We start from the raw sequence: 26,497 nt of genomic DNA, 5'->3' as shown, positions 1-26,497 counted from the left end.
TTATTTTATTTAAAATTAAGTCTGACTATTTTATTATGTCCGGCAGCAATTGCAGTATTTTTGTTGACAAAACGAAGAGTAAAAAGTTTTGTATCTGTTGATAACTGCATCCAGTTTTCTCCACCATTCTGAGAATATTGTATCCCTTCTGAACCTACACAAATAATTTCTCTTCCATTTCCTCCAGGTACATATTGCACACATGATGCATAACCAAAACCAAGGTTCTGACCGATTAATTGCCATGTTTTACCACCGTCTGTTGTAAAAGCTTTATTGTCTGATTTTTTATTCGTGTTTTCATAATCACCACCGGCAATAAATCCGTGCTTAGAATCGTAAAAATCAGCCGTAAAAATACCAGTCATTGGTTTTCCCTGAACGATAGGTGTTTCTACCACTTTCCATGTTTTTGCTTTATCAGGTGAATAAAACACGCGCGCTTTTTTTCCTCCCGAAACCAGCCATGTATCATTTCCGTTTATTACTATATTGGTATTACTGGCAGCAAAGGCAGCTTCACCAACAGCATTTGTTGGCAACTTATCCGAAAGCATTTTGGTCCATGTTTCACCTCCGTCACGGGTAATAATCATCGAGAAAGTATCTTCTGTGGGATCACCAATTGCGATTCCTTCTTTATCGTTCCAGAACTGCATACTATCGTAAAAAACTTTTGAATTTACCTCTTTGTACACTAATTTGAATTTGTGATCTTTTTTAGAAACGGAATATAGTAATGCAGGATTTCCTACACTCAATAAAAAAATATCTTTAGACGTTTGGGCAATACTCCTGAATTCTAATTTTAAGGTATCACGATAAATATGCTCTTCAAATTTTTCCTTTTTTTCTAAGTCAAAATATCCAAAACGCGAATTATCTCCACCATACCAAACTTTATTTTTATCAATTAAAATTGCTCTTATGCTTATTTTATCCTGAAATAAGGTATCGATCTTTATTGATGTAAAACCACCACTGATTACCTTTTTGGTTGTATTGTTAAATGCGCTAAATGACATCAATAAAATAAAAATACCACAAAATAAAGTTAGTTTTTTCATAGAAATTAAAATTTGTTGTTGCTAAAATACAATTATTTATAATATTTCAAATGATTATTTGCGATTTTCTGGCATAATAATTGAATTATATTTAAGACAAAATTAACAAGTAAAATATGAAAAATTTATTATTAGCCGGATTTGTAATATTGTCTATTAATTTAATTAATGCCCAAAGCAAAGTAAATGTTTACCTAAAAATTCTTACGTACAGGAAAATCTCGATTTAAATGCTGTTGCTAATATATATGAACAATCTCAGGATATTGCAGATTTTGAAAAACGACTAAATTATCCTGAATCACGTATTTCAAATCTTGATTTAAACGACGATAATAAGGTTGATTATTTAAGAGTTATTGAAAAAATCGAAAACAATATCAAAATAATAATTATTCAGTCAGAATTAAGTCCAAATGTTTATGAAGATGTAGCTTCAATCAATATCATTTTAAAAAATACAAATTATACTAATGATAGCGGAATACGTCCAAGAGATATAATAATTCCGTTTGTTTATACAATTCTTGATATTTTCTTATCAAGAAGATAAGAATACAAAAAACATTAATTCATTAAAAATCAATACCATACAAACCACAAAGTAGATTATAAATTTTGTGGCATAGTAATTGGATATTACAAGATATTAATTCTTAATATGATTTTATCATGAAAACGAAATTACTTTTATTCGCTCTAACAATAATAGGTTTCACTTCTTGCCAAGCGCAGGCTGGAGCTACAGTATATGCAAAAAATTCAGATATTAGTGATAATTTAGACCTTAGAGCGGTTGCTTCTATCTTTGGGGAATCTGCCAATCTTCAGGATTTTGAAAGAAGGCTGAATGACCCAAAATACCAAATATCAAACCTTGATTTAAATGATGATGGTCAAGTTGATTATTTACGTGTAATCGAATCTGTTGAGGACAGAACTCACGTTGTGATCATTCAGTCTGTCCTTGATCGTGATGTTTATCAGGATATTGCAACGATTGATGTTGAAAGAGATAATAGCAACAAAGTTGTGGTTCAGGTTGTAGGTAACAGCTACTTATATGGAGACAATTATATTTATGAGCCTGTTTATAGTGTGGCTCCGGTAATTTACACCTCTTTTTGGGTAACAAACTACAGACCTTATTATTCTACCTGGTATTGGGGATACTATCCATCATACTATACAGCCTGGAGACCTTACCCTGTTTACAGATATAGAAACAACATTAATGTTTACATCAATGTAAACAACCATTACAACTATGTAAATACAAGAAGAAGTTACAGAGCGCCTGCTATCTATCAATCCAGACGTACATATGGGTATGAATCAAGACGTCCTAACTACAGTTTTGCACAAAGAAATGCAAATACAAGCAACAGATATGAATTAGACCAGAGACGTGTTGCAAGCAGAGAAAGCGGCAGAAATCAGAATGTTTACAATAGTAACAGATCAAATTCAGGAAGATTTTCTTCAAATGAAAATAGAAATTCAACAGCTAACAAATCTGCTTCGGACAGAAGTTACAATTCAAACCGTGTAAATTCGGGCAGAGATAATACAGCAACTGTAAACAATCCTGTCAGAGTTGATAATACACAAAGAGCAGAAGCAAGAAGAACTGCCGGTGACAATAATTCTAATAATTCAAGAGGAAATATTGAGAACAGAACATATTCAAACAGAGGCGGTTCCACTCAACAGGCAGAATCTTCAAGAGGTAATTCTGACAACAGAGGAAACTCAAACAGAACTGCTCCGGCTCAAAGAACAGAAACTCCGAGAAGTTACTCAGAAAACAGAGGAAATTCAGAAAGCAGAGCAAGCAGTTCTAGACCGCAAGCTTCTCAGAGATCCGAAGCGCCTCAGAGATCAGAAGCTCCAAGAGCAAGCCAGCAGGAATCAAGAGGCAGTCAGCCTCAAAGAGAAAGTAGTTCACCATCAAGAGGTGGCGGACGAAGAGGTTAACTATATTTCAATTTTTTATTAAAACTAAAAGCACAATTTGGGGATTGTGCTTTTTTTTATCTTTTTGATTATAATTGCTTCTAATTTGTTTTAAAACAGTAAATTTGCAACCGTCTTTTTATAAAAACAAATATGAGCGCATCGCACAAAAACTTACATAGTAAGTTGTCTATTGGGGGGTTATTAATCACATTAGGAATTATTTATGGAGACATTGGTACTTCTCCATTATATGTAATGAAAGCCATTCTTGGGGATCACACGATTAATGCAGATATTGTCCTGGGAGGTATTTCCTGTGTTTTTTGGACATTGACATTGCAAACTACAATCAAATATGTCCTTATAACCTTAAGTGCTGATAATCATGGCGAGGGAGGAATTTTTGCTTTATATGCTTTAGTCAAAAAAACGAAAATACAGTGGCTCATCGTGCCCGCCATTATTGGAGGTAGTGCACTTCTTGCCGATGGTATCATTACCCCGCCTATCTCAATTTCATCTGCTGTTGAAGGTATCCGGGCATTTTATCCGGCGATGGAAACACAGACAATCGTATACATTGTTATTGGAATTCTATTTATTTTATTCACAATTCAACAATTTGGTACCAAACTCGTTGGGAAATTTTTTGCCCCTATGATGCTGATTTGGTTCACAATGTTAGGAACACTTGGAGTGGTACAGATTTTACATCATCCTGAAGTAATAAAAGCCATAAATCCATATTATGCCTATCATTTATTATCGATTCACCCAGATGGATTTTTTGTTCTTGGTTTTGTCTTTTTATGTACAACAGGAGCAGAAGCCTTATATTCTGACATGGGGCACTGTGGGCGAAAAAATATCAGAATAAGCTGGATTTTTGTAAAAACAACCTTAGTCCTAAACTATTTCGGACAGGCGGCTTATTTAATAACCCATGAAGGAAATACACTGCAAGAATTAGGTGGAGACAATCCTTTCTATTTAATCATGCCACACTGGTTTCTTCCTTTCGGTATTGTAGTAGCTACGCTGGCAGCAGTAATTGCTTCTCAGGCTTTAATCAGTGGTTCGTTTACATTGATAAATGAAGCGATGCGTTTGAATTTCTGGCCAAAAGTAAAAATCAAATACCCTACAGAAGTAAAAGGGCAATTATACATCCCATCAATAAACTGGTTATTATTTTTTGGCTGTGTGGGTATCGTATTGCATTTCAAAAAATCAGGAAACATGGAGCATGCTTATGGTCTTGCCATTATTTTATGCATGATCATGACAACTATATTACTAAATTACTATCTAATCATGAAACGTGTTAAACTGTATTTTATGGTACCGCTTATCACCATTTATCTGTTGATAGAATTTAGTTTTTTAATTGCAAACATTACCAAATTTGCCGAAGGCGGATATGTAACGCTTATTATTGCTATAATGCTTATTTCGGTTATGACGATTTGGTTTCTGGCTAAGAAAATCAATAAAAACTACACCAAAGTTGTCAAAATTGATGACTATAAAAAGGTCCTAATGGAGTTGAGCCAGGATTTATCAATTCCAAAATATGCAACTCATTTGGTTTATATGACCAATGCAGGACGTGTAGATGAATTAGAGCAAAAAGTAATGTATTCGATCTTGCAAAAAAGACCAAAAAGAGCAGATATTTACTGGTTTGTGCATGTAAACATCCTTACTGAGCCTTATAAAACACAATATAAAGTTACCGAAATTGCAAAAGACGATATTTACAGAATCGATTTTAATTTAGGATTTAGAGAACCTACTAAAATCAATCTGATGTTTAAGGAAGTAATTCGCGATATGGTAAAAAATGGCGAAGTAGATATTACAAGCCGTTATGAATCATTAAACAAAAACAATATTATTGGCGATTTTAAATTTGTATTATCTGAAAAATTCCTTTCGAATGACAATGATTTAAGATGGCATGAGAATATCATTATGAATTCTTATTTCTTTATTAAAAAATTAAGTTTGTCTGAAGAAAGAGCTTTTGGTTTAGACAGCAGTTCTGTAAAAATAGAGAAATTCCCGATGGTACTTCACGCGCCGGAAAATATTGGACTGACCAGAATTATAAAATAAAGTCAATTCAAAAATAAACTCAGAAAAACACTCTCTTAAAATTTAATTGAGTGTTTTTTTCTTTTAAAATGAAAGTAAAATAACAATCATAATTAAAAATTTAACTTTCAATCAATTAATAGTACCTTTGCAAATCAAATATTTAAAATGAGATTACACAGAAATTTAGTTTATACTACCATTGATTCTTTGAATGCTATCTTCAATGAAGGAGAATATGCAGACAAGGTGGTAGCAAGAGCATTAAAAAAAGACAAACGTTGGGGAAGTTCTGACAGGAAGTTTGTTGCTGAAACGATATACGAAATTGTTCGTTGGAAAAGATTATATGCAGAAATTGCCGAAGTTAAGGAACCTTTTGACAGAGACAATTTATGGAGAATGTTTGCAGTTTGGGCAGTTTTAAGAGGATACCCAATTCCGGACTGGAGACAACTGGAAGGAACTCCTGAAAGAAAAATAAAAGGACGTTTTGACGAACTTTCTAAAGTTAGAGCCCTAAAAGAATCTATTCCAGACTGGATGGATGAATTGGGAGTTAAGGAATTAGGCGAAAAAGTATGGGCTAAAGAAATTGCGGCTCAAAACCAGCCGGCAAAGGTTATTTTAAGAACAAACACACTTAAAGGTTCTAAAGAAAGCCTGAGAAATACTTTGATGGATTTAAATATTGAAACAGAATATTTAAAAGACCAGCCTGAAGCTTTAGTCTTAAAAGAAAGAGCAAATGTATTTTTGACAGATGCCTTTAAACAAGGACTTTTTGAAGTTCAGGATGCCAATTCACAATTGGTTGCAGGCTATCTGGATGTAAAACCAGGAATGCGTGTTGTCGATACCTGCGCGGGAGCAGGTGGAAAAACATTGCATATTGCTTCTTTAATGGAAAATAAAGGCCAATTGATTGCAATGGATTTGTACGAAAGCAAATTGAAGCAATTAAAATTAAGAGCAAAAAGAAACGGTGCTTTCAATATAGAATATCGTATCATTGATACAACAAAAGTCATTAAGAAATTGCACGAAAAAGCGGATCGTGTTTTAATTGATGCACCTTGCAGCGGCTTGGGAGTTTTAAAAAGAAATCCTGATGCAAAATGGAAATTACAGCCTGAATTTATTGACAATATCCGTAAAGTTCAGGCAGAAGTTTTAGAAAGTTATTCTAAAATTGTAAAACCAGGCGGAAAACTAGTTTATGCAACTTGCTCTGTTTTACCATCTGAAAATCAGGAACAGGTTGAAAAATTCTTAAAAACAGAAATTGGAAAACAATTTACGTTTGTACAAGATCGCAAAATACTGGCTTCAGAGTCTGGTTTCGACGGGTTTTATATGGCTTTGTTAGAACGCAAAGTTTAAAAATAAATTACATTTTTTTAAAAATTCCAAATTCCAGTTTTAAAATTGGGATTTGGAATTTTTTATTTTTTGGAATTTAAAGTAAACTGGGTTTTCTCAAAAGTTTGCCATTTTCATTTTCTTTGAATTTCGGTACAAAAACAATTTCTTTTGGCTTTTCAAACTTTCCTAAAACATCAAAAAAGTCAGGAGCAAAATCTTGTTTTTCTCCTTCTACAACCAAAATTAATTTTTCGCCCAAAACAGAATCAGGGATTCCGGTTACAAAAAATCTTGCGTTTATCTTATCAATCAGCTTTGCTTCTATTTGCTCCGGAATTAACTTTACCCCTCCACTATTAATAACATTATCAATTCTTCCTAAAAATTTAAATTGATTTTCTCTTATTATTTCTACCAAATCATTAGTCACAACTGGTTCATCAGAAATATAAGGAACTGTGATTACCAGACATCCGCGGTCGTCCTGTGCAATTTTTACATTTGGTAAAACTGTAAACACATTTTCGCCTGCTTTTCTCGCTGCAATATGTGTAATGGTTTCAGTCATACCATACGTTTCATAAACCTCTGTTTTTATAAGCGGCAGTACTTTTTCTTCCAGAGAAGCATCCATTTTGGCCCCTCCGACAATTATTTTTTTGACATTTTTAAGAGCTTCAATAGAATTTTGAACCTGTAAAGGAACCATTGCTACAAAATCATATTGCGTATTATTCAGGGCTAAGGGTTCTGTGCTTGGTGCAACAATATCCAAATCAAGCCCAAGAATCAAACTTCTTACCAACATCATTTTTCCTGCTATAAACTGTACCGGTAAACAAAGCAATGCCTTATTGCCGGGTTCTAACTCAAAAAAATCCCCGGTAGACAGTGCTGAATGAATCATGGCACGTTTCTGCAATTGAACTTTTTTTGGAAGTCCCGTTGTACCCGATGTTCTCATTTCTATATATTCCTTATCATCAAACCAATCCAGTAAAAACTCGCCTATCGCCTGCTCGTTTGTATCACCTTCCTTAATATAACTGTAAGCCACGCGGCACAGATCCTCGGCATTTAAGTGATATCCGTTTATTTTAAAATAATTGTGAACGTTTTTATGTGTTAACTCCAACATGATCGTTTTTTTTTTTAATTATGATTCTACAGCATCAATATTACCCGTCAATTTTTCTTTCCAGTTTTTCCAGCCATACTTTTTAGAAAAGATAAAAAGCAGAATTGGGTAAATCACCACAATCGGCAAAATGACATCAAAGCCGGCTGAAGGCTCAGACATGTCCTTAAAAATAGAATGAGTCTGAAACACAGACCAATCTGAGGTTACCAATAAAGCACCAATAAGATTATTGGCCGCATGAAATCCTAATGACAATTCCATTCCCTCATCCATAAGGGTTAGCACACCCAAAAACAACCCTGTACCTATATAATAAATCATGATTACATATCCCATTTTTAAAACTTCAGGATTAAAAACATGCAAAGAACCAAAAATAAGGGAAGTCATCAGTAATGGAAACCATCTGTTTTTACTCAAATTTGCAAATCCCTGCATCAAATAACCTCTAAAGATATATTCTTCTGTACTGGTTTGTATTGGTATTAATAAAGAGCCCAAAACAAGTAAAATTAAAAACGGGACTAGTTTAAAATTCCAGACAAAATTTTCAGGCGATTTAAGATAAAGCACAAAAAAACTTAGTATTGAAAAAATCGCCCATAAAATAAACGAAAATGCCACACGCCCGCAATCTACTTTTTTGCGTGAAGTAGTTATAGATAAAATGGTTTGATTGTGAAGATGTTTTACAACAAAATAAATACCTGCAAAAGCAAATACAAAAGATATCATCACCAGAAACAAGGTTAAGTTAGGTTCAAATATCTTGAGCGCGGCATCGTTATCTGTCGGGAAATTTTTTGAATTATATGTTTTGTAAAGGACAGCAACAGAAAAGGGAATCTGACCAATAAAGGAAGCGACAATTATACAAACAGAGCCTATAAGGTATTTCCAGAATTTATTTTCGGGTTTAATTCCTTGTTCTAAAAACATATATGTAAAAAATTAAAATTGAGAATTCAGTTTAATAAGTAAATCTTATTTTTGTTCTTGCTAAAATACCGATTTTTTTACTTTAACCCTCTTTATAATAATTAAAAAAAATAAAATGATAGAAATTTACCACAATCCAAGATGCGGAAAATCCAGAGCTTGCCTGGCATTTGTAGAAGGTTCAAAACAGGATTACAAAATCATTCCCTATCTGACAGAAACACCCTCGTTTGAGGATTTAAAATCATTGCTCACCAAAATTAACTTACAGCCTCTTCAGTTAATCAGAACAAAAGAAAAAATATGGATTGAAAATTATAAAGAACAATCACTTACTGATGATGAAGTTATTCAGGCAATGGTTGATAATCCGATTTTAATAGAACGCCCGATTGTTATAAAAGACGGGAAAGCCATCATTGGAAGAGATTTAGATCTTGTAGCTTCTTTTTTAGACTGATTATAAAAAAGCGCATTAACATTTTTTTGTGACTTTGCCGATTAAACCAAAAGCTAAATTTGGAATCTAAAAGGTAAAAGCCAAAAAAAACAATGAAAAAAATCAAATTTGCTGTAATACTTGTATTGTTGCTTACAAGTTTTTACAACTATGCACAACAGCCCCCAGCTGGAAGAGCCAAAGTAAAAGTTACCGGAAAAGTTTTTGAAAAAGTAAGCAAACAGCCTTTGGAATATGCTACAATTTCTATAACTGCTCTTAATGATACAAAAGTAATTGCGGGAGGAATTACCAACCCAAAAGGAGAATTTGAAATTGCAGTCGCTCCTGGTGTTTACGATATCAAAATAGAATTTATTTCGTTTAAACCAACTGAAATAAAACAAAGAACGATCGAAAGCGATACCAATTTAGGGAATATAAACCTCTCTGAAGACGCTGCACAATTAAATGAAGTTGTCGTGCGCGCCGAAAAATCGACAGTAGAAATAAAACTGGACAAAAAAGTCTACAATGTCGGTCAGGATATGATGGTAAAAGGCGGAACTGTGAGTGACGTTCTTGATAATGTGCCTTCTGTTTCTGTAGATACCGAAGGAAATGTAAGCTTAAGAGGAAGTGACAATATCAGGATTTTAATTGACGGAAGACCTTCAAATGCAATTAACGTTGCAGAAGCTTTACGCCAGCTGCCTGCAGATGCTATTGATAAGGTTGAAGTAATCACCAACCCGTCTGCACGTTATGATGCCGAAGGAGGTTCGGGTTTAATTAATATCATTCTGAAAAAAGGTAAAAATCAGGGTTTCAACGGAACTTTTATTGCTTCTACAGGACTTCCTGAAACTTATGGTTTAAGTGCCAACTTAAATTATAAAACAGAAAAATTAAATTACTTCACTACAGCCGGTTATAACTACAGAACAAACGAGGGTCAGGGTTTAACCAATTCTGAATATTTTAATCCGGATGGTTCTACCAAAAACTTTTTAGATGAAGATCGTGACACTAAAAGAACCAGAGAGGGTTTTAACGGAAGAGCCGGAATTGAATGGACGATTACTCCAACGACTTTTTGGACCAATGCGATCAATTATCAAAAAAATAATGGCGAAGATCGTGATTTAATTAATTATAATAATTTCGATGCCAATCGTATTTTTACAGGTTCTACTTATCGATTAAATGATGGGGATACCGGTAGCCAAAATGTCGAATATACTTCGAACTTAATCAAAAATTTTAATGATAAAGGCCATAAACTAACAGTCGATGCCTCTATTTCCAGAAATACAGATGATAGCAATAGTTTTATTTCCGGGTCACAAAATTACAACAGCACCTTAAACGATCAGGTTCAGAAACAAGTTCAGCTTCAGGCAGATTATGTTTTGCCAATAAGCGAAGGAAGCCAGTTTGAAGCCGGATACAAAGGGAGTTTTGGTGATTTAAATAATGAATATTATGTTCTGGATCCGCAAGGAGAATTGCTGACCGATTTATCTAATACGCTGGAATATAAAGAAAACATAAATGCGTTTTACACTCAGTATGGTTTCAAAGTAAACAAATTCTCTTATTTATTTGGCCTGCGCTGGGAAGACACCAATATTCAGGTAAATCTTCTGGACACCAATGAGTTTAATACCAAAAAGTACAACAACTTATTTCCAAGCGCTTTTATTAGCTACGAAATTTCAGATCAGAGTAATTTTACTGCAAGTTACAGCAAACGTTTATCACGCCCCAGGGGACGTTTTATGAATCCGGCTGTAAATTATTCTAGTAACATTAACATCTTTCAGGGAAATCCAGATTTAGACCCTTCTCTAACAGACAAATATGATATTGGTTATATCAAACGCTGGGACAAATTAACATTCAACACATCAGCTTATTTTGAAGACACAAAAGACGTTTTCAGCTTTGTACGATCTCCAAATGGTAAAAATGTAGATGGAATTCCGGTAATTGTAAGTAAGCCAATTAATTTAGGTAAAGAACAAAAATTCGGTTTTGAATTCACGTTAAACTATACCGCTTTTAAATGGTGGAAAGTAAATAGTAATTTTAATTTCTTCAACGTACAAACAACAGGAGAGAATAGTTATATAGATGCAGATGGAAATACTGTTGTTCAGGATCTTGACAATAAAGCAAATTCATGGTTTGCCAGAATCAACTCGAAGGTAACTTTACCATACAAAATTGACTGGCAGCTGACTGCAATGTATAATGGCGAACAAAAAACAGCACAAGGAAAAAACCTTGGCCAGTTTGGAATGAACACTGCCTTTAGTAAAGATATCTTAAAAGACAAAGCAACAGTTGCGTTCAATATCAGCGATGTTTTCAATTCAAGAATCATGAAATCATACACGTATCTTGAAAATCAAACCTCTTATGGTGAAATGCAATTTCGTAAACGTCAGTTCAACTTATCGTTTACCTATCGTTTTAACAAAGCTAAAAATGAAAGAGATAAAAATACAGCTCCTAAAAATGATGGCGGCGGCGAAGGCGGCGGCGAATTTCCGGGATAACCCTAGTTATTAAATTCCAATAAAAAAAATCCAAATTCCAATTAGCAAGACTTTTATTTGAGTTTTAGAAGATTGAAATTTGGATTTTTTTATTCAATTTTGAATTCTTTTGATTGGAATTTGGAATTTAAAAATTGGAATTTAATTTATATGCATAAAAAAAGGACTCGCAAAACGGGTCCTTTTTTATTGAAATCAATTTAAAAATTAAATTGACTGTTCTTGTCTTTTTTTAGCTCTTTTCTCTTTGAACATTTCCCAGCTTGCTCCCGTAACCCAATAAGATACGAAACCAACTAAGAAAAACATCAACCAAAACCCTATAGTTAGTATGGTCAAGAAAAGTAAAAAACCTAAGTACTGTGAAAATTCAAACATGTTTTCCGGAATTTTTGAATGTAAGTACAAATGTAGTTTATATATTTTTCCTTGCCAATAAAAACCAAATCAATTTTTATAAAATGACAATTATAAGTATATTTATACTCATTTTAAATAAGCTTTTTTTTCGAAGATTATTTAACTGTCTAAATTAGAATATTATGAGTGTTTTCAGGAGCTGTTTCCTGCTGTCCACTGTATCTTTTGTGGCGAACCCCGCCACAAAAGGATGCCGTTTCCATCAGGGCTAGGGCTCGTTTTCAAAAGAAATTTTAAAAACAAAAGTAAAAATCCGTTTTAATCAGTGTTTTCACGAAGTAAATCTGCGTAATCCGCGTTCAATTTACCACACCATTTACGAATAACATTTTACAACAAACTATATACAATGAAATACAGAATAGAAAAAGACACCATGGGAGAAGTTCAGGTCCCAGCCGACAAATATTGGGGTGCACAGACAGAACGTTCAAGAAATAATTTCAAAATTGGGCCATCGGCATCTATGCCTCAGGAAATTATAGAAGGATTTGCCTATCTAAAAAAAGCCGCGGCTTATGCAAATCATGATCTGGGGGTTTTGCCAATCGAAAAAAGAGATGCAATTGCCGCAGTCTGCGATGAAATCCTGGCCGGAAAACTAGACGATCAGTTTCCGCTGGTAATCTGGCAGACGGGTTCCGGAACGCAAAGTAATATGAATGTAAATGAAGTAATCGCCAACCGTGCTCAGGTTCTTAAAGGTTTTGAAATTGGTGAAGGAGAACAGTTTATAAAAGCCAATGATGATGTAAACAAATCACAGTCATCCAACGATACCTTCCCGACCGGGATGCATATTGCAGCTTATAAAATGGTTGTTGAAACGACCATTCCGGGAGTCGAAAAATTACGGGATACCTTACTGGCAAAATCAGCAGAATTTGCAGCTGTTGTAAAAATCGGACGTACCCATCTTATGGATGCTACTCCCCTTACACTTGGTCAGGAAATTTCCGGCTACGCGTCACAATTAACTTTCGGATTAAAAGCTTTAAAAAATACATTAGCACATTTATCTGAAATTGCACTTGGCGGAACTGCTGTTGGAACCGGATTGAATACTCCAAAAGGTTATGATGTAAAAGTAGCAGAATACATTGCCAAATTTACCAATCATCCTTTTGTAACTGCCGAAAATAAATTTGAGGCTTTGGCTGCGCATGATGCAATTGTAGAAACGCATGGAGCATTAAAACAATTGGCTGTATCCTTAAATAAGATTGCAAACGATATCAGAATGCTGGCTTCTGGCCCACGTTCTGGAATTGGTGAAATTCTTATACCCGAAAACGAACCGGGATCTTCAATCATGCCCGGAAAAGTAAACCCAACACAATGTGAGGCTCTAACAATGGTTTGTGCGCAGGTAATAGGAAATGACATGGCGATTGCTGTAGGCGGAATGCAGGGACATTATGAACTAAATGTTTTTAAGCCGGTTATGGCAGCTAATTTTTTACAATCAGCACGCTTACTGGGAGATGCCTGCATTTCGTTTGACGAACATTGTGCACAGGGAATTGAACCGAATCACATACGCATCAAAGAATTGGTAGATAATTCATTGATGCTTGTTACTGCATTAAATACTAAAATAGGATATTACAAAGCTGCCGAAATTGCCCAGACCGCACACAAAAACGGAACTACTCTTAAGGATGAAGCTGTACGTTTAGGTTACGTATCTGCTGAGGATTTTGATGCGTGGGTAAAACCAGAGGAAATGGTTTAAAGGTCTATTTTAAAAGTTTCAGGTTTAGTCTTGTGTGATCTAACCGCAAAGTTCGCAAGGTTTTTACGCAAGGTTCGCAAAGAAAATAACTTTGTGTACTTAGCGTAAAAACCTTGCGAACTTTGCGGTTAAATTTATGTAAAGCAGCCTGAAATCTGAAACTTGAAACTATTTCCCGTCTACATAATCTTGTAAATAACTAAATCTTGGGGTTAATTTTCCATTTTCTGTCATTTTTGAACGATTAAGAATTCCGTCTTTGTCACCGTTAAAAAAAGCAGGAATTACGTGTTCCATGAATTGTTCTCCAAAACCTTCGCTTGCATCTTTAGGAATTTCACATGGAAGATTGTCCACAGCCATTACTACAATTGCTCCCGGGTGAAAAACATCAACTTCCTTACCTTCAACTGGCCAATATCCATAAATAGGTTCTGCAATTGTAGAAGAACGTATGGTACAGGCAATTGGACCGTTTACATCACAAGAAATATCGGCAACTACTTTTATCTTATTGTTACTGGCGTTCAACATTTCGCGGGTTAAAATCATTGGAGCACCACTAGCATGAAAATGTCCTGCAAAATAAATATCTGTTACTTTTGTAAATTTTTCGAAATCAGAAACATATTCTTCCGGATGTTCTACAAAATCATTAAAATCAAGAACCTGTCCATCTATTCGTTTATTATATTCTAAAACATCCAATTGTACATAAACCGGCTGTGTATAGTTTTTTGTCAAATAATTATCAATAGTGATTTCTTTTACTTTTATAGCGTCCAGAATTTCTTTTGCTCCGCTTCCTACCTTTCCGGTTCCGGTAATAACAAATTTTAAAGGTGGCAGCGTTATACGTTTCAGATGCATAATCAGGGCATCTTTTCCGGCTAGAGTTTCTGCTTTTGGCAATTTAAATAATTCAAATTTTATTCCAAACGCACGAATTCCGTTATAGACACCAACCATTCCGGCATACTTTCCAAAACCAATCAATCTTCGCAAATGGCTGTCAACGATAGTTTCATGATCGTATAAATCAATATTTTTGGCTAAAACTGCTTGTAGCAATTTTCGGTTATAAGGCTGTTTTTTTATAGTATGTGAAAAAAAGAAATACGCTTTATTTGGAATTAAATCATCAACAGGAACTTCTTTTACCCCAAACAAAACGTCACAATCAGCAACATCGTCAGTAACCGCTATTCCCATGTTTTTATAATCATCATCCGAAAATATTCTGATATCAGAACTTTCTACTTTTACAATCGCATCATGATATAATTGTTTTAATCTGGTTAATTCACCTGGAGAAAAAACAACTCTTCTATCAGGTGGATTTTTTCTTTCTTTTATAATTCCAAACTTCATTTCTAATAGGTTTTGTTAGTTTAATATATAACTTTTTTAAAGTTATTTGTTTCAAATATAACAAATTTAGTTAAAATTTTGTTTTAAAATTGTTATTTAGAATGCTTAAAAAACATTAAAAGCTGATAAACAATGAATTAAAGTTTATCATAGTTAAAACAATGTTAAAAAGATGAGTTTTAAGCCTTAAAACTGAGAAAACAACAAAATTGAATTCGATATATTTGTTTTTAAAGAACGATGAAAATGATTTTCCTTAAAAAAACAAAGATACCACAAATACTTATTTCTTTACTGATTTTAAGTTCATGTGGCAAAGATAAAACTACACAAAAAGCTACTGTCGAGACAGTCGAAGATACATTACCCAAAATGAAGCCGTTAGGTCCTGAAAAAAAGATTTCTCAGGCTTACAAAAATTCAGTAATCGGCAGAATAAATCATTTTTATTATAAAAACTGGCCAAACAACAGTATGAACGGAAGTTTTTTGGTAGCGCGAAATGGCCAGATTATTTATGAAAAGTACAATGGTTATGCAAATAAAAACGAAGGAACAAAAATAACATCAGAAACGCCAGTACAAATTGCCTCTGTAACTAAAGTTTTGACTGCTACAGCAGTTTTAAAATTAGTAAATGCAGGTAAAATTGATTTGGACCAGAAAGTAAATACGATTTTGAAAACTTTTCCTTATGAAGAATGTACCATAAGAATGTTGTTGAGCCATCGTACGGGAATGCGCAATTATGCCTATTTTACAGACAGGGACAAATCGGTTTGGGACAGACATAATCAGTTAACCAACAAAGATATATTGGATATTTTGGCCACCAAAAATATCGGATTAGAAGCGGCCACCGGAACACGTTTTAGTTACTGCAATACCAATTATGCAATGCTGGCGCTTATTATCGAAAAAATTACGGGCCTCACATATAAAGAAGCCATGTCTGAAATGATTTTTAAACCTTTGGGAATGACGCATACCTATGTTTTTGATGATGATAAAGACAGAAAAAAAATTGTTCCTTCTTATAAAGGCAACGGTGTAGAAATAGGTTTTGATTATCTGGATAATGTGTATGGAGATAAAAACATATTCTCAACAGCAAGAGACCTTTTAAAATTTGACAGGGCCAGAAATTCACCAGACTTTCTTAAACCAGAGTTACTGAAACAAGTCTATACCGGTTATAGTAATGAGCGTAAAGGAACTAAAAATTACGGCCTTGGAATCAGAATGATTAATTGGGAAACGGGACAGAATTATTATTTTCATAATGGATGGTGGCATGGTAATACCTCTTCTTATGTTACTCTGATGAAGGAAAATGTTACGATTATCGCTTTGTCTAATAAAATGACAAGAAAGACGTATGCTGTTCGTAAACTGGCTCCTATTTTTGGAGATTACCCGTTTATTTTTAAAGACGAAGAATAAGCAAATTTTCTGAAAATTTTAATATAAAGTAATTGCAAATAGTATAAATTTGCAAACTCATTTTTGGGGTCGACTGGTTTTGACAGCAAGTCGAATTGAAAAGTAAGCACGTCGAGCATTGAGACCTTGCTCGTAAATATAAGATCTTACAATTTTACACGGCGAAAATAACTACGCTTTAGCTGCATAATCCGAATTATAGTAAGATTAGCCACGTCCCTATCAGATAGGGAAGCTGGATTCTCCTTGAAAGCCTTGGTTTGTGGCGTTCAGTATAGGGGAACCGTAAAAATAAACCTAGATTTCCATGAGCTTCGGGTGGATTTCGAAATTAAGAAGATAAGTGTTGAGTGGTTGTTCCTGACCTAGCTTAACATCGAAAATCCAATCAGGAAATAAACGCGTAGAAAGCTCTTTAGTTGCTTGTTTGGACCCGGGTTCGATTCCCGGCGACTCCACTGAACGGGATAATTTTTCAATTATCCCGTTTTTTTTGATTAGCTCATCTTTTTTCTGTCGAATTTAGTTCGAAACTTTATATTCTCCGTAAGGCCCGAAAACAAAGGAAAAACAAGATTTTTAAAGTTTTCAAAAAAGGCCTAAAAAAAGAGAAGCTGCTTCACAAATGATGTGAAACAGCCTCTTATATTTTGTAAAGACAATTCTAACTCAACTTTTAGTATAAATAATTCAGAGCTGTAACATCGTTAGCATTAAAAGCTCCTGTTACACTTGAATTGAAACATGCTAACATGTAAGAAGTAGAATCATATCCTGAAGGCGTTCCCGGAATGTGAATTGCTCCAACGCCAGCCGTTCCTTCGTTTGAATTTTGTCCACAACTTTGACGGCTAAACCAGTCTGTATGGCGTAAACCAATGCAGTGTCCGATTTCGTGAGCCGCTACGTGTGCATTTACATTTGTTGAATATGAATCTAATCCAGAATATAATGTAACTGAATTATAAGGATTTCCTCCTGAAGGGAAACCCGCTACTCCACCGGCAGATCCATTTTGTCTTCTTACAACAATGTTTGCACCTGAAGTACTTGAACTAAACGTTAGTGTAAAGTTAATTGACAATCCTAAGTTATTGTATCTGTTTATTGCCGCTTGCAATCCATTCCGCATGTTTGTACTCAAGGCTGATGAACCGGTTCCTGTTAAGCCTACGACGCGAATCGTTCTTGGAGCAGAAACTAAATTAGTAGTACGGTATTGTTCTGTAGTAATACCGCCGTGAAGATCCATTTTATCTAATTGATCTTTTGTAATAACAATATCTCCTTCTACAAGGAAGGCATCCTCAGTTGTCCCCTCTAAAGTAGTATTTTGAATAACCTGAACATCTGAAGTATTAAGTGAAAGTGATTTCATTTTACTTAGTACTTCCGGTGTTACTTTTAGAGATTCCTGATTGGTCGGAACTGCCTCATCTTCTTTATTACAAGATAATACTATTAGCGCCATAAGCGACACGGTCAAAATTGATTTAATTTTTTTCATAAGTAGTTTTTTGTGTTAAATTTAATTGATAAAAAAAGGGGTCTTTACAAAATATTGTACTATTTGTTATCAAATTTATGTAATTTTTAATCTTAAAATACTTATAAATTCAAAATTTAACATTTTTAACACTTTTTCTTACTAATTTTTATTGATCTTTTTAATAATGATTATCTTATTATTACGTCAAGCCCAGTAAAATCAATAATTGAATATAAATCAAGCAGTTATGCACTACTTTTCCATCTAAATTATTTTTTTTCTTTGGCACTGCAAAAAAAAATCACATTACAACTTTGAGAACCACCTAAGAAATAAAAAACGAAAACAGCGCAATAGTGCACGTAGCTTTTTAAAGATTTTGAAAGACTTAAAAAATAATAAAATTATTACAACTATTTTAATAACTTTGATTTACTTTCAACGGATAAATATTTCAATTAGAATTCATTACCCACAAAACTCGTCTTGTATTATCTAATTATACAGTAAATGAAGAAACAAATTACCTTTCTCCTTTTTATGATCACAACAATCAGTTTTTCGCAGAGTTCTGAAAAATGGAAACGGTACATAAAAAAAGAAAATGAAAATAAATTTGAGAAATACTTTTTTACATCTTTAGAAAATGCACATCACAATAAATACAAGATTGTAAAAAAACTGGACAGTACTTTTTGCATTGTTGAAAATGAAAATGTAAAATCGGATCAAACTTTAAAAAAAAATCTACCGGTAAATAATTTATGGAAATTACCGTCAAATTTTTCAGAACACAAAGAAGACAAGCATTATACAATAGCAACAGATACTATCGAAGCTTTAATTACAGACTTGAAATCACTGAACATTTCTGATATTAAAATATTGAATAACCATCTTGTAATTATAAAAAGTGATTCTCAAAAAATTATTGATCAAATTATAGCGCTGAACATTGTGTCTTCTATTTCGCAAGAATCGCTGCAGCCAAAAGGGGAATCTAAAATAATAGATCAAAATTTCAGCATCAATTCTATAAATAAAGCCACTACTAATTTTCCTCTTTTAACAGGCGAAAATCAAATTATAGCTATCAAGGATGATTTGTTTAATCTGGATGATATTGATTTAGTAAACAAGCACATTCCTTCCTCAACGCAATCTGCAATTGTATCGGGCCATGCAACGGCCATGGCCACTATAGTTGCAGGATTAGGAAATAGTTCTGTATTAGGAAAAGGAGTTGCCCAAAAAGCTAAAATACAATCGTCTGATTTTTTGAATATTTATCCTGATGAAGTGACAACTTTACAAGGTGCTGCTACTCAAAATCATTCCTATGGTACAGAAATTGAGAACTTTTATGGTTCACTTGCTAATGCTTATGATTCTCAATTGTTTTTAAATAGTGATTTGACTCATTGCTTTTCCTCTGGTAATAGCGGACTTGAGGGGTATAAATCTATTACAGGTAATTTTAAGCAATCTAAAAATAGTATTGTATTGGGCTGTATTGACCAAAACGAAGTAATTATGCCGTTTTCTTCAAAAGGCCCTGCTTATGACGGCAGAATAAAACCTGAGTTGGTGGCTTATAGTACACAAGGAACTTCAAATTCTACAGCATTGGCTACAGGAATTATTACACTTATGAAACAGCATTATAAAACTATAAATAATAGTTCTTTGAATAATACCCTGACAAAAGCCATTTTAATTACTAGTGCAAAAGATTTAGGTAACCCAGGTCCGGACTTTACTTATGGTTATGGTAATATCGATGCTGATAAAAGTCTAAAAACAATCAGCGAAAACAGAATTATATCAGGTAATTTACCATCAGGTCAGACAAATACACATACAATTACTGTTCCTGCAAATGCGAAAAACTTAAAAATCACATTAGTCTGGAACGATTTGCCCGCTGAAATCAACAGTAATATAAGTTTGGTAAACGATTTGGACATGGAAGTTATTTCGGCCGACAATAACACTTTTTTGCCCTGGATTCTTAACCCTGAGGTTCCTGAGCAGCAAGCGTTAAGAGGAAGAGATAAAATTAATACTATAGAACAAATCACCATTGAAAATCCTGTTTCAGGTTCAGTTTCTATCAATGTTGTAGGTTCATATGTATCGAATACATCTCAGGAATATGGTATCGCCTATGAATATGAATTGGAAAATCAATTTGAATGGAATTATCCTGTAATCAATGATAATTTTCCTTATGATGGAAAAACTATTTCCCCTTTTAAATGGAATTCGTCTTTTTCCGGTATCTCTGGAGAATTGTCTATTAGCTATAATAATGGAGAAACCTGGGAAATTATAGCAAATGATATAAATCTGGAAAATAAACAATTTACATATACGCCTAAAGAACAAAAATTCTCAATGGCCAAAGTAAAAATGACCATTAATAATACCGAATATATTTCTGACAGCTTTACGATTTCTTATGATTTAAATATCAGTACCAGTTTAGTTTGTGACGGCACAACAGAAATTAACTGGGACAAACCCGATGATGTTGCTTCATTTAATATTTATCAATTAACAGGGGACCATTTAGAATTTAAAGAACAAATAACAAACAACAGTTATACTTACACTGATGGAAAAATCCACACTGTCATTCCTGTATTTGACAATACCGAAGGAATAAAAAGTGAATCAACATTACAATACGCCGAAAACTCAAATTGTTATTTTGAGTTGACTTTGGCAGAAGTTTATGAGGAGAACAAAGTAAAAATAGATGCCAGTCTTTTCAGCTTATACAACATCAAAAGAATTGATTTAGTAAAGATAATTAATGATGTAGAAGGTGTTATTAGTACAATAAGCGATATCAATTCAAAAACATTTTCTTTTTTGGATACTGCCCCGATAAAGGGCAGTAATAAATATAAAATAAATATAATTTTAGAAAACAATAACGTAGTAAGTTCGCTAATTCTTGATACTAATTATTTAGGCGATGATTTGTTTTTTGTAAACCCCACATTATTAAGCAAAAATGAAGATTTAAATATTGAAGCCAAAAAAGAGGGAAACGCTATTTTCTATTTATATGATATTAGCGGGCAAAATACAATTACATCGCCGTTACTTTCTAAAATCAATAACATCAATCTAAAAAATACTGCCTCAGGAATTTACATTTATAAAATAATAACAAGTTTGGGCGAAATGCAAACAGGGAAAATTGCCGTTTTTTAATTTATTGTTTTCTACTTTTTTCAATACATTCCATTTTGTTTTATTCGTTTTTATTTAAATAAGGAGACTTAATGATTTTTAAGTGTTCGATTATAATCCCATAAATCCACAGAAAAGCCTGTAAACATATTGTTTACAGGCTTTTTGTTTTCGCCGGAATCCTTAAACAAAAACTCAAAAAAAGGGGATATATACCCTTTTCTCATTTTTAATAAATTAATAAATTTGAAATACAAATATTAAAGCTTATAGCGCTACAAAAAAATATTTTACTTCCTGCCTGCATTGTTTTACCTCATTTATAAGCCGAAGATTATATCGCTTATTCTTAATAATAAATTTAAAACAAACTATATGGCCACAATAGTACCACCAGACAAAAAGGAGAATTATGAAAAACTATTTGCCTCCTGCATCATAAGAGAATCTAAATATTCTGAAGTTGATCAAATAATATCAAAAATGGTTTTGAACACAGCCAGATATCAATCAGTTGGCGATCCATTGCACATTCCGTGGTTTGTCATAGCAATTATTCACTCTATGGAAGGCAGTCTGAGATTTGATACTCATTTGCATAATGGCGACCCGCTCAGCAAACGCACCGTTCAGGTTCCTGCAGGACGCCCTAAAACCGGAAATCCGCCTTTTACCTGGGAAGAGAGCGCTACAGATGCTTTAATTTTTGACAAACTAAACTTATGGACAGACTGGAGCATTGCGGGCATTCTCTACAAACTTGAATTGTATAATGGATTAGGATATTATCGCCAAGGCATAAATTCTCCTTATTTATGGAGTTATTCTAATCATTACACAAAAGGAAAATATGTGCAGGATGGCCGATATGATCCGAATGCAGTTTCTAAACAATGTGGAGCTGCAGTATTGCTTCGACGCCTTAGTGAGCAGCAGCTCATCTCCCTTTCTAATGGTCATATTGTAGAGCAAATACTGGCACAGGGTAATAAAACAAAATACTACACGGGAACAATTACCAATGAAGCTAAGGAATTGCAAATCCTGCTTAATAAAGCAGGAAGTGTACTAAGGGTAGATGGAAAAGCCGGTGAAAAAACTTCAAATGAGTATTTCAAATTTAGCAATACCTACTTACAAGGAGATCCCAGAAGGGTTTAATAATTAATTATTTCAAAAAAAATCAGGCTTCTACATCCTTAAAATATATTTTACTAATAAATATAATTAGGAAACCTCTAATTACTTAATTTTGCGCCGTGGTAGAATCTAAATACAATAAATGACTTACCCACAATTTAGCAATATTAAGTTAAGCAAAGAAGAATGAAAAATGGTCAAAATGGAGAACTTAACTGGACTATTTGCCTGAAATGCCAGGGACGTGGAAAAAGAAGCCAAAGGCTCAGCAAGAAAGTACGGCTCCAATACCAGATTGCACTCGATCTATTTGAAAAAAATAATGGCGACGGGGTGACTCCGATTCGTCCTAAGGCTCATCAATATTCCTGTCTGGACTGTTCGGGATCCGGACTAATACCTTCTGCAAATGCTCCTGTTGCAGATAACGAAAATTATCCGCATGTTGCTATTGTTGGCGGCGGCATTGGTGGTGTGGCGCTGGCTGTGGCTTGCCTGCACCGCGGAATTCCTTTTACTTTATTTGAACGTGATAATAATTTTGATGCCCGCGCCCAGGGTTACGGACTTACGCTGCAACAAGCCAGTAAAGCGATTGAGGGACTGGGCATTTTTTCATTAGAAGATGGAGTGGTTTCAACAAGACATTTAGTTCACACGACAGAAGGAAAAGTGATTGGAGAATGGGGAATTAGAAAATGGATTTCTCCTGATGCTAAAAAGTCTCCAAAACGTACCAATATTCATATTGCACGACAATCATTGCGTTTAGCTCTGCTTAAACAGCTTGGCGGACATGAGCCAGTACAATGGGGACATCAATTGTTAGATTATAAAGAATCTGAAAATGAAGGCATTAATCTAAATTTTCAGGTCAATGGTGAAATAAAAACCTATAAGGCAGATCTTGTGGTTGGCGCCGATGGTATTCGTAGTTCTTTACGCAGACAGCTAATTGGTGAAGACATCACGCCTTTGCGCTATTTGGATTGTATTGTAATACTGGGTATCTGCCCTTTGAGTGCTCTCGAAGGTATTGATAGTTCTTTGTTGGATTCGGCTACTGTTTTTCAGACTGCCAATGGCAATGAACGATCTTACATAATGCCTTATACCTCAGATTCTGTGATGTGGCAGCTTAGTTTTCCAATGACAGAAAAAGAGGCTAAGGAACTAAGTGCGCAGGGACCTCTGACCCTCAAGGAAGAAGCGCGCCTCAGAACACAGTGGCACGATCCTATTCCTCAGATTATAGCGGCAACTCTTGAAACTCAGATTTCGGGATATCCTGTTTATGACCGGGAATTACTTACACCGGAATTATTAGAAAAAGCAGGACAAATTACTTTAATTGGAGATGCAGCTCATCCTATGAGTCCTTTTAAAGGACAGGGAGCAAATCAGGCGCTTTTGGATGCGCTCTCGCTTGCCCGGGGAATTGCGAAAGGATGTAAACCCTCGTCTCAATGGAGAAAAAAAGGAATCAGAGAAAGTGTTTTAACTGAGTTTGAGTCAGAAATGCTAGAACGCAGTGCAACAAAAGTAAAAGATTCGGCAGAAGCTGCACAGTTCCTGCATTCAGAAATTGTACTTCACGAAGGTGATGAACCACGAGGAAGATGCCTGAAGAAAAAGATATGAAAAAAGCCCATTCCTTTCGGTTTGGGCTTCTGATTGTAGTCTTACAACTTTTTTTATTAAAATAACTTGTCTTAATTAATTCCAACAATTGCTTTTAATTCCACATATTTTTCAAGGTTTTTAAAGTTATGCCCTTTTTCTTTCATGGATTTTACAAAAGCAGGTGTTGCTCCTATTGCTTTGGCTCCAATTACATCTTCGAGATCCAGATCATTAAATCCAAGATCTTTGTACTGTTTGATTAAGTCACCCGTAATGTTTAGTGATTTTAAAGCAAATAAATTATCTGTTGAAATATTTTTGTAACCTGTTTTTTCAAATTCAAGAATATATTTTGGCGTAATATTTAATGATTTCAAAGCCATTAAATCACCGTTTGACAAATCATTATATCCTAATTCTTTAAACGAATCAACAAATTCTTTGTCAATATCCAATGATTTGAATGCTACAATATCCTCATCATCATTGTCAGTATTCCCTTTGGATGAATTGCGAAAATCGCTGATATATTTTCCGTTGATATTTTGGGATTTTAATGCAATAAGATTATCTGCTGTTACATTTTTATAACCCGAATTGCGTATTTCTTCAATAAAAGCAGCATCAATATTCAATGATTTTAATGGAATCAGATCTTCTAAATCGAAATCTTTTATTCCGGCTTGCTTAATTGAATTGATATAATCCTCATTAACATCTAAGGCTGCCAACGGAATCAAATCATCTTTGTCAATATCGCTGTAGCCTTTTTTCTTAAGCATTTTTACATACGACGTTTTTACATTGACCATAAAGAAAACCATAAGATCAATATCTTTTGCTACGGTAACACCTTGTTCTGCCAGCTCTTTACTAAAGTTTTTGTTGGCAACAAATTTATAAGTTCCCATTCCGTTTTTTCCTTCAAATTTTCCGGTAAAATGCATCGTTCCTGCTTCTCTTGTTAAGGTAAACTCTCCTTGTTTGTCTCTTGGCAGATTATTAAATTCACTCAACTGAAAAGTACTCGAAGAATTACTTTTCTCTCCGTTTTTAAATTGCATGTTTACCGTGTTCTCTTCAATTGTTGCAAACCAGCTTCCTTCCGTATCCATTCCGTTTTGAGTGTTTGCCTGTTCTTTAGGTTCATTTGATTTCTCTGATTTGTCATTTGAACTTAATGTCTGACTTTGCGCTGCCGGTTGATTAAAAAGGCAGGCAAATAATACCAATAAAGGCACCAGGAAAAAATATTTCCAGGTGGTGTGTACATTTGATTTTTTTGAATTCATCATGATGATTCGTTTTTTGATTAATGATTGATTATAATTAGTTGTAAGACTCAATGGAAATTGTGGTGCTGCTACTTTTAGCAGACTAAACTGATAACTTTGTTTTTCAACCGTATTTTGCTGTAGCATTTTATCATCAGTCAAAAACTCAAGATTGGTTTCGAGTGCTTTTCGCCATTGCCATGCAAAAGGATTAAACCACTGAAAAATGAGTACTAGCTCTGCAAGCAAAAGATCAACAGTGTGTTTTTGCTCAATATGAATTTTTTCGTGCAGTAAAATCTGATTGTAAGTTTCCCACTCGTATTTTTCAGGATTGATAAAAATATTGTTCACAAAGGAACACGGCGCTTTGTCTCCATTAATTTCGATAATTCGAAATTTCCCATCCTGGATTGCCGATGATGAACGGGCTCTATATAGGAGTATAACAGCCTGCATGAGAAAGTTAAAAGCAAAAATCATGACTCCAAACCAATACAAATACATCACTCCCTGCATGAGCATATCGATATTAAAGTTTTGTTTTGTTTCTTCAACCAAAACTTCCTGGACTGGTGCTGATTTTTTTACCTCTGCAGTTGGTTTTGTATGAACAGGTATTTTTGCTGAAACAGTATTGGTTACAGCATTTTCTTTTCTGAAAGATAATTCTTGTGGTATCGGAAGCAGCGGCAACGTAAAAGCCACAATCATACACCCAAGCAAAACGAATCTGTTTAAGTGAAAAAAGGTTTCTTTTTGCAAAAGCAGTTTATAAAAAAACAAACAGGCAGAAAGAATCAGGGCAGTGTATAAGATATAGGGTATCATATTTTTCCTTTTTTAATAATATTTACAATTTCATCCAGTTCGTTTTCTGTCAGCTTTTGTTCTTTTGCAAAAAAAGCAAGCATTCGTGGATATGAATTATCAAAATACTGGCTAACGACATCCTTTAATGCAAATTGCTGATACTCTTCCCTACTGATTATCGGAAAAAAACAATGCATGTTTCCTGTTGTTTCATGATCCAGAAACCCTTTTTCCTTTAAGATCTTGACTATCGTAGCGACACTGTTGTAATGTGGTTTCGGATCCGGCAGCAATGGAATGACGTCTCTGATAAAGGCTTTGTTTAAATCCCAAAATACCTGCATAATCTGTTCTTCTCTTTTCGCTAGTTTTATCATTGTTAAAATATTTTAAACAAATATAACTACTAATTAA

17 protein-coding genes and 1 other RNA gene are annotated in these 26,497 nt (G+C 34.2%); 11 read left to right on the top strand and 7 right to left on the bottom strand.

Features of this window, described 5'->3' with window-relative positions; all coding sequences use genetic code 11:
• Positions 1–5: 5 nt before the first annotated feature.
• A complete protein-coding gene (locus JOD96_RS12015; RefSeq protein WP_209564510.1) occupies positions 6–1,067 on the bottom strand; it encodes a sialidase family protein in 1,062 nt (353 codons plus the stop codon).
• 672 nt (positions 1,068–1,739) lie between these two features.
• Here JOD96_RS12015 and JOD96_RS12010 point away from each other — a divergent pair.
• The 3 genes from JOD96_RS12010 to JOD96_RS12000 all read left to right on the top strand — a co-directional run bounded on the left by JOD96_RS12010 (position 1,740) and on the right by JOD96_RS12000 (position 6,506).
• Positions 1,740–3,044: a hypothetical protein gene (locus JOD96_RS12010; protein ID WP_209564509.1), complete on the top strand. Its 1,305-nt coding sequence runs from the start codon at positions 1,740–1,742 to the stop codon at positions 3,042–3,044.
• Positions 3,045–3,176: 132 nt separating this feature from the next.
• Positions 3,177–5,144: a KUP/HAK/KT family potassium transporter gene (locus JOD96_RS12005; RefSeq protein WP_209564508.1), complete on the top strand. Its 1,968-nt coding sequence runs from the start codon at positions 3,177–3,179 to the stop codon at positions 5,142–5,144.
• Positions 5,145–5,291: 147 nt separating this feature from the next.
• Positions 5,292–6,506, top strand: a complete 1,215-nt coding sequence (locus tag JOD96_RS12000) for an RsmB/NOP family class I SAM-dependent RNA methyltransferase (protein WP_209564507.1) — start codon at positions 5,292–5,294, stop codon at positions 6,504–6,506.
• Positions 6,507–6,582: 76 nt separating this feature from the next.
• Here JOD96_RS12000 and JOD96_RS11995 read toward each other — a convergent pair whose 3' ends face one another.
• Both JOD96_RS11995 and JOD96_RS11990 read right to left on the bottom strand, forming a co-directional pair.
• Complete coding sequence (locus JOD96_RS11995) at positions 6,583–7,626, bottom strand: AMP-binding protein (protein WP_209564506.1); 1,044 nt, start codon at positions 7,624–7,626, stop codon at positions 6,583–6,585.
• 18 nt (positions 7,627–7,644) lie between these two features.
• On the bottom strand, positions 7,645–8,568 hold the full coding sequence (locus JOD96_RS11990) for a CPBP family intramembrane glutamic endopeptidase (RefSeq protein WP_209564505.1): 924 nt from the start codon (positions 8,566–8,568) through the stop codon (positions 7,645–7,647).
• Positions 8,569–8,683: 115 nt separating this feature from the next.
• Here JOD96_RS11990 and JOD96_RS11985 point away from each other — a divergent pair, with 115 nt between their 5' ends.
• From JOD96_RS11985 to fumC, 3 genes are all read left to right on the top strand, one after another.
• On the top strand, positions 8,684–9,028 hold the full coding sequence (locus tag JOD96_RS11985) for an arsenate reductase family protein (protein ID WP_209564504.1): 345 nt from the start codon (positions 8,684–8,686) through the stop codon (positions 9,026–9,028).
• Between the two features lie 92 nt (positions 9,029–9,120).
• A complete protein-coding gene (locus JOD96_RS11980; protein ID WP_209564503.1) occupies positions 9,121–11,571 on the top strand; it encodes an outer membrane beta-barrel family protein in 2,451 nt (816 codons plus the stop codon).
• A 769-nt stretch (positions 11,572–12,340) separates the two neighbouring features.
• Entirely contained in the window at positions 12,341–13,726 is a 1,386-nt protein-coding gene (gene fumC, locus JOD96_RS11975) for a class II fumarate hydratase (protein ID WP_209564502.1), read from the top strand.
• A gap of 168 nt (positions 13,727–13,894) precedes the next feature.
• Here fumC and JOD96_RS11970 read toward each other — a convergent pair whose 3' ends face one another.
• Positions 13,895–15,097: an NAD(P)-dependent oxidoreductase gene (locus JOD96_RS11970; RefSeq protein ID WP_209564501.1), complete on the bottom strand. Its 1,203-nt coding sequence runs from the start codon at positions 15,095–15,097 to the stop codon at positions 13,895–13,897.
• A gap of 240 nt (positions 15,098–15,337) precedes the next feature.
• On the opposite strand from JOD96_RS11970, the gene JOD96_RS11965 reads away from it, so the two are divergent.
• Together JOD96_RS11965 and ssrA are read left to right on the top strand one after the other, a co-directional pair.
• The gene (locus JOD96_RS11965) at positions 15,338–16,540 is read left to right on the top strand and encodes a serine hydrolase domain-containing protein (RefSeq protein WP_209564500.1); all 1,203 of its coding nucleotides are present in this window, start codon (positions 15,338–15,340) and stop codon (positions 16,538–16,540) included.
• A 65-nt stretch (positions 16,541–16,605) separates the two neighbouring features.
• Positions 16,606–17,001: a transfer-messenger RNA gene (gene ssrA / locus JOD96_RS11960) on the top strand.
• Positions 17,002–17,216: 215 nt separating this feature from the next.
• Here the strand turns inward: ssrA and JOD96_RS11955 are convergent.
• Positions 17,217–18,047: a M57 family metalloprotease gene (locus JOD96_RS11955; RefSeq protein WP_209564499.1), complete on the bottom strand. Its 831-nt coding sequence runs from the start codon at positions 18,045–18,047 to the stop codon at positions 17,217–17,219.
• Between the two features lie 492 nt (positions 18,048–18,539).
• On the opposite strand from JOD96_RS11955, the gene JOD96_RS11950 reads away from it, so the two are divergent.
• The 3 genes from JOD96_RS11950 to JOD96_RS11940 all read left to right on the top strand — a co-directional run bounded on the left by JOD96_RS11950 (position 18,540) and on the right by JOD96_RS11940 (position 24,014).
• On the top strand, positions 18,540–21,254 hold the full coding sequence (locus tag JOD96_RS11950) for a S8 family serine peptidase (protein ID WP_209564498.1): 2,715 nt from the start codon (positions 18,540–18,542) through the stop codon (positions 21,252–21,254).
• Positions 21,255–21,608: 354 nt separating this feature from the next.
• Positions 21,609–22,394, top strand: a complete 786-nt coding sequence (locus JOD96_RS11945; RefSeq protein ID WP_209564497.1) for a hypothetical protein — start codon at positions 21,609–21,611, stop codon at positions 22,392–22,394.
• A 165-nt stretch (positions 22,395–22,559) separates the two neighbouring features.
• A complete protein-coding gene (locus JOD96_RS11940; RefSeq protein ID WP_209564496.1) occupies positions 22,560–24,014 on the top strand; it encodes an FAD-dependent oxidoreductase in 1,455 nt (484 codons plus the stop codon).
• Positions 24,015–24,085: 71 nt separating this feature from the next.
• On the opposite strand, the gene JOD96_RS11935 is transcribed toward JOD96_RS11940, so the two are convergent.
• Positions 24,086–26,101, bottom strand: a complete 2,016-nt coding sequence (locus JOD96_RS11935; protein WP_209564495.1) for a M56 family metallopeptidase — start codon at positions 26,099–26,101, stop codon at positions 24,086–24,088.
• On the bottom strand, positions 26,098–26,460 hold the full coding sequence (locus tag JOD96_RS11930) for a BlaI/MecI/CopY family transcriptional regulator (RefSeq protein ID WP_134149441.1): 363 nt from the start codon (positions 26,458–26,460) through the stop codon (positions 26,098–26,100). The genes JOD96_RS11935 and JOD96_RS11930 overlap by 4 nt, the downstream gene beginning before the upstream one ends.
• Positions 26,461–26,497 lie beyond the last annotated feature (37 nt).

This window comes from Flavobacterium sp. 1355 (assembly GCF_017833415.1).
Lineage (GTDB): Bacteria > Bacteroidota > Bacteroidia > Flavobacteriales > Flavobacteriaceae > Flavobacterium.
Note: the sequence above shows the minus strand (reverse complement) of the source record. Positions and strands in the feature narration are given on the sequence as shown.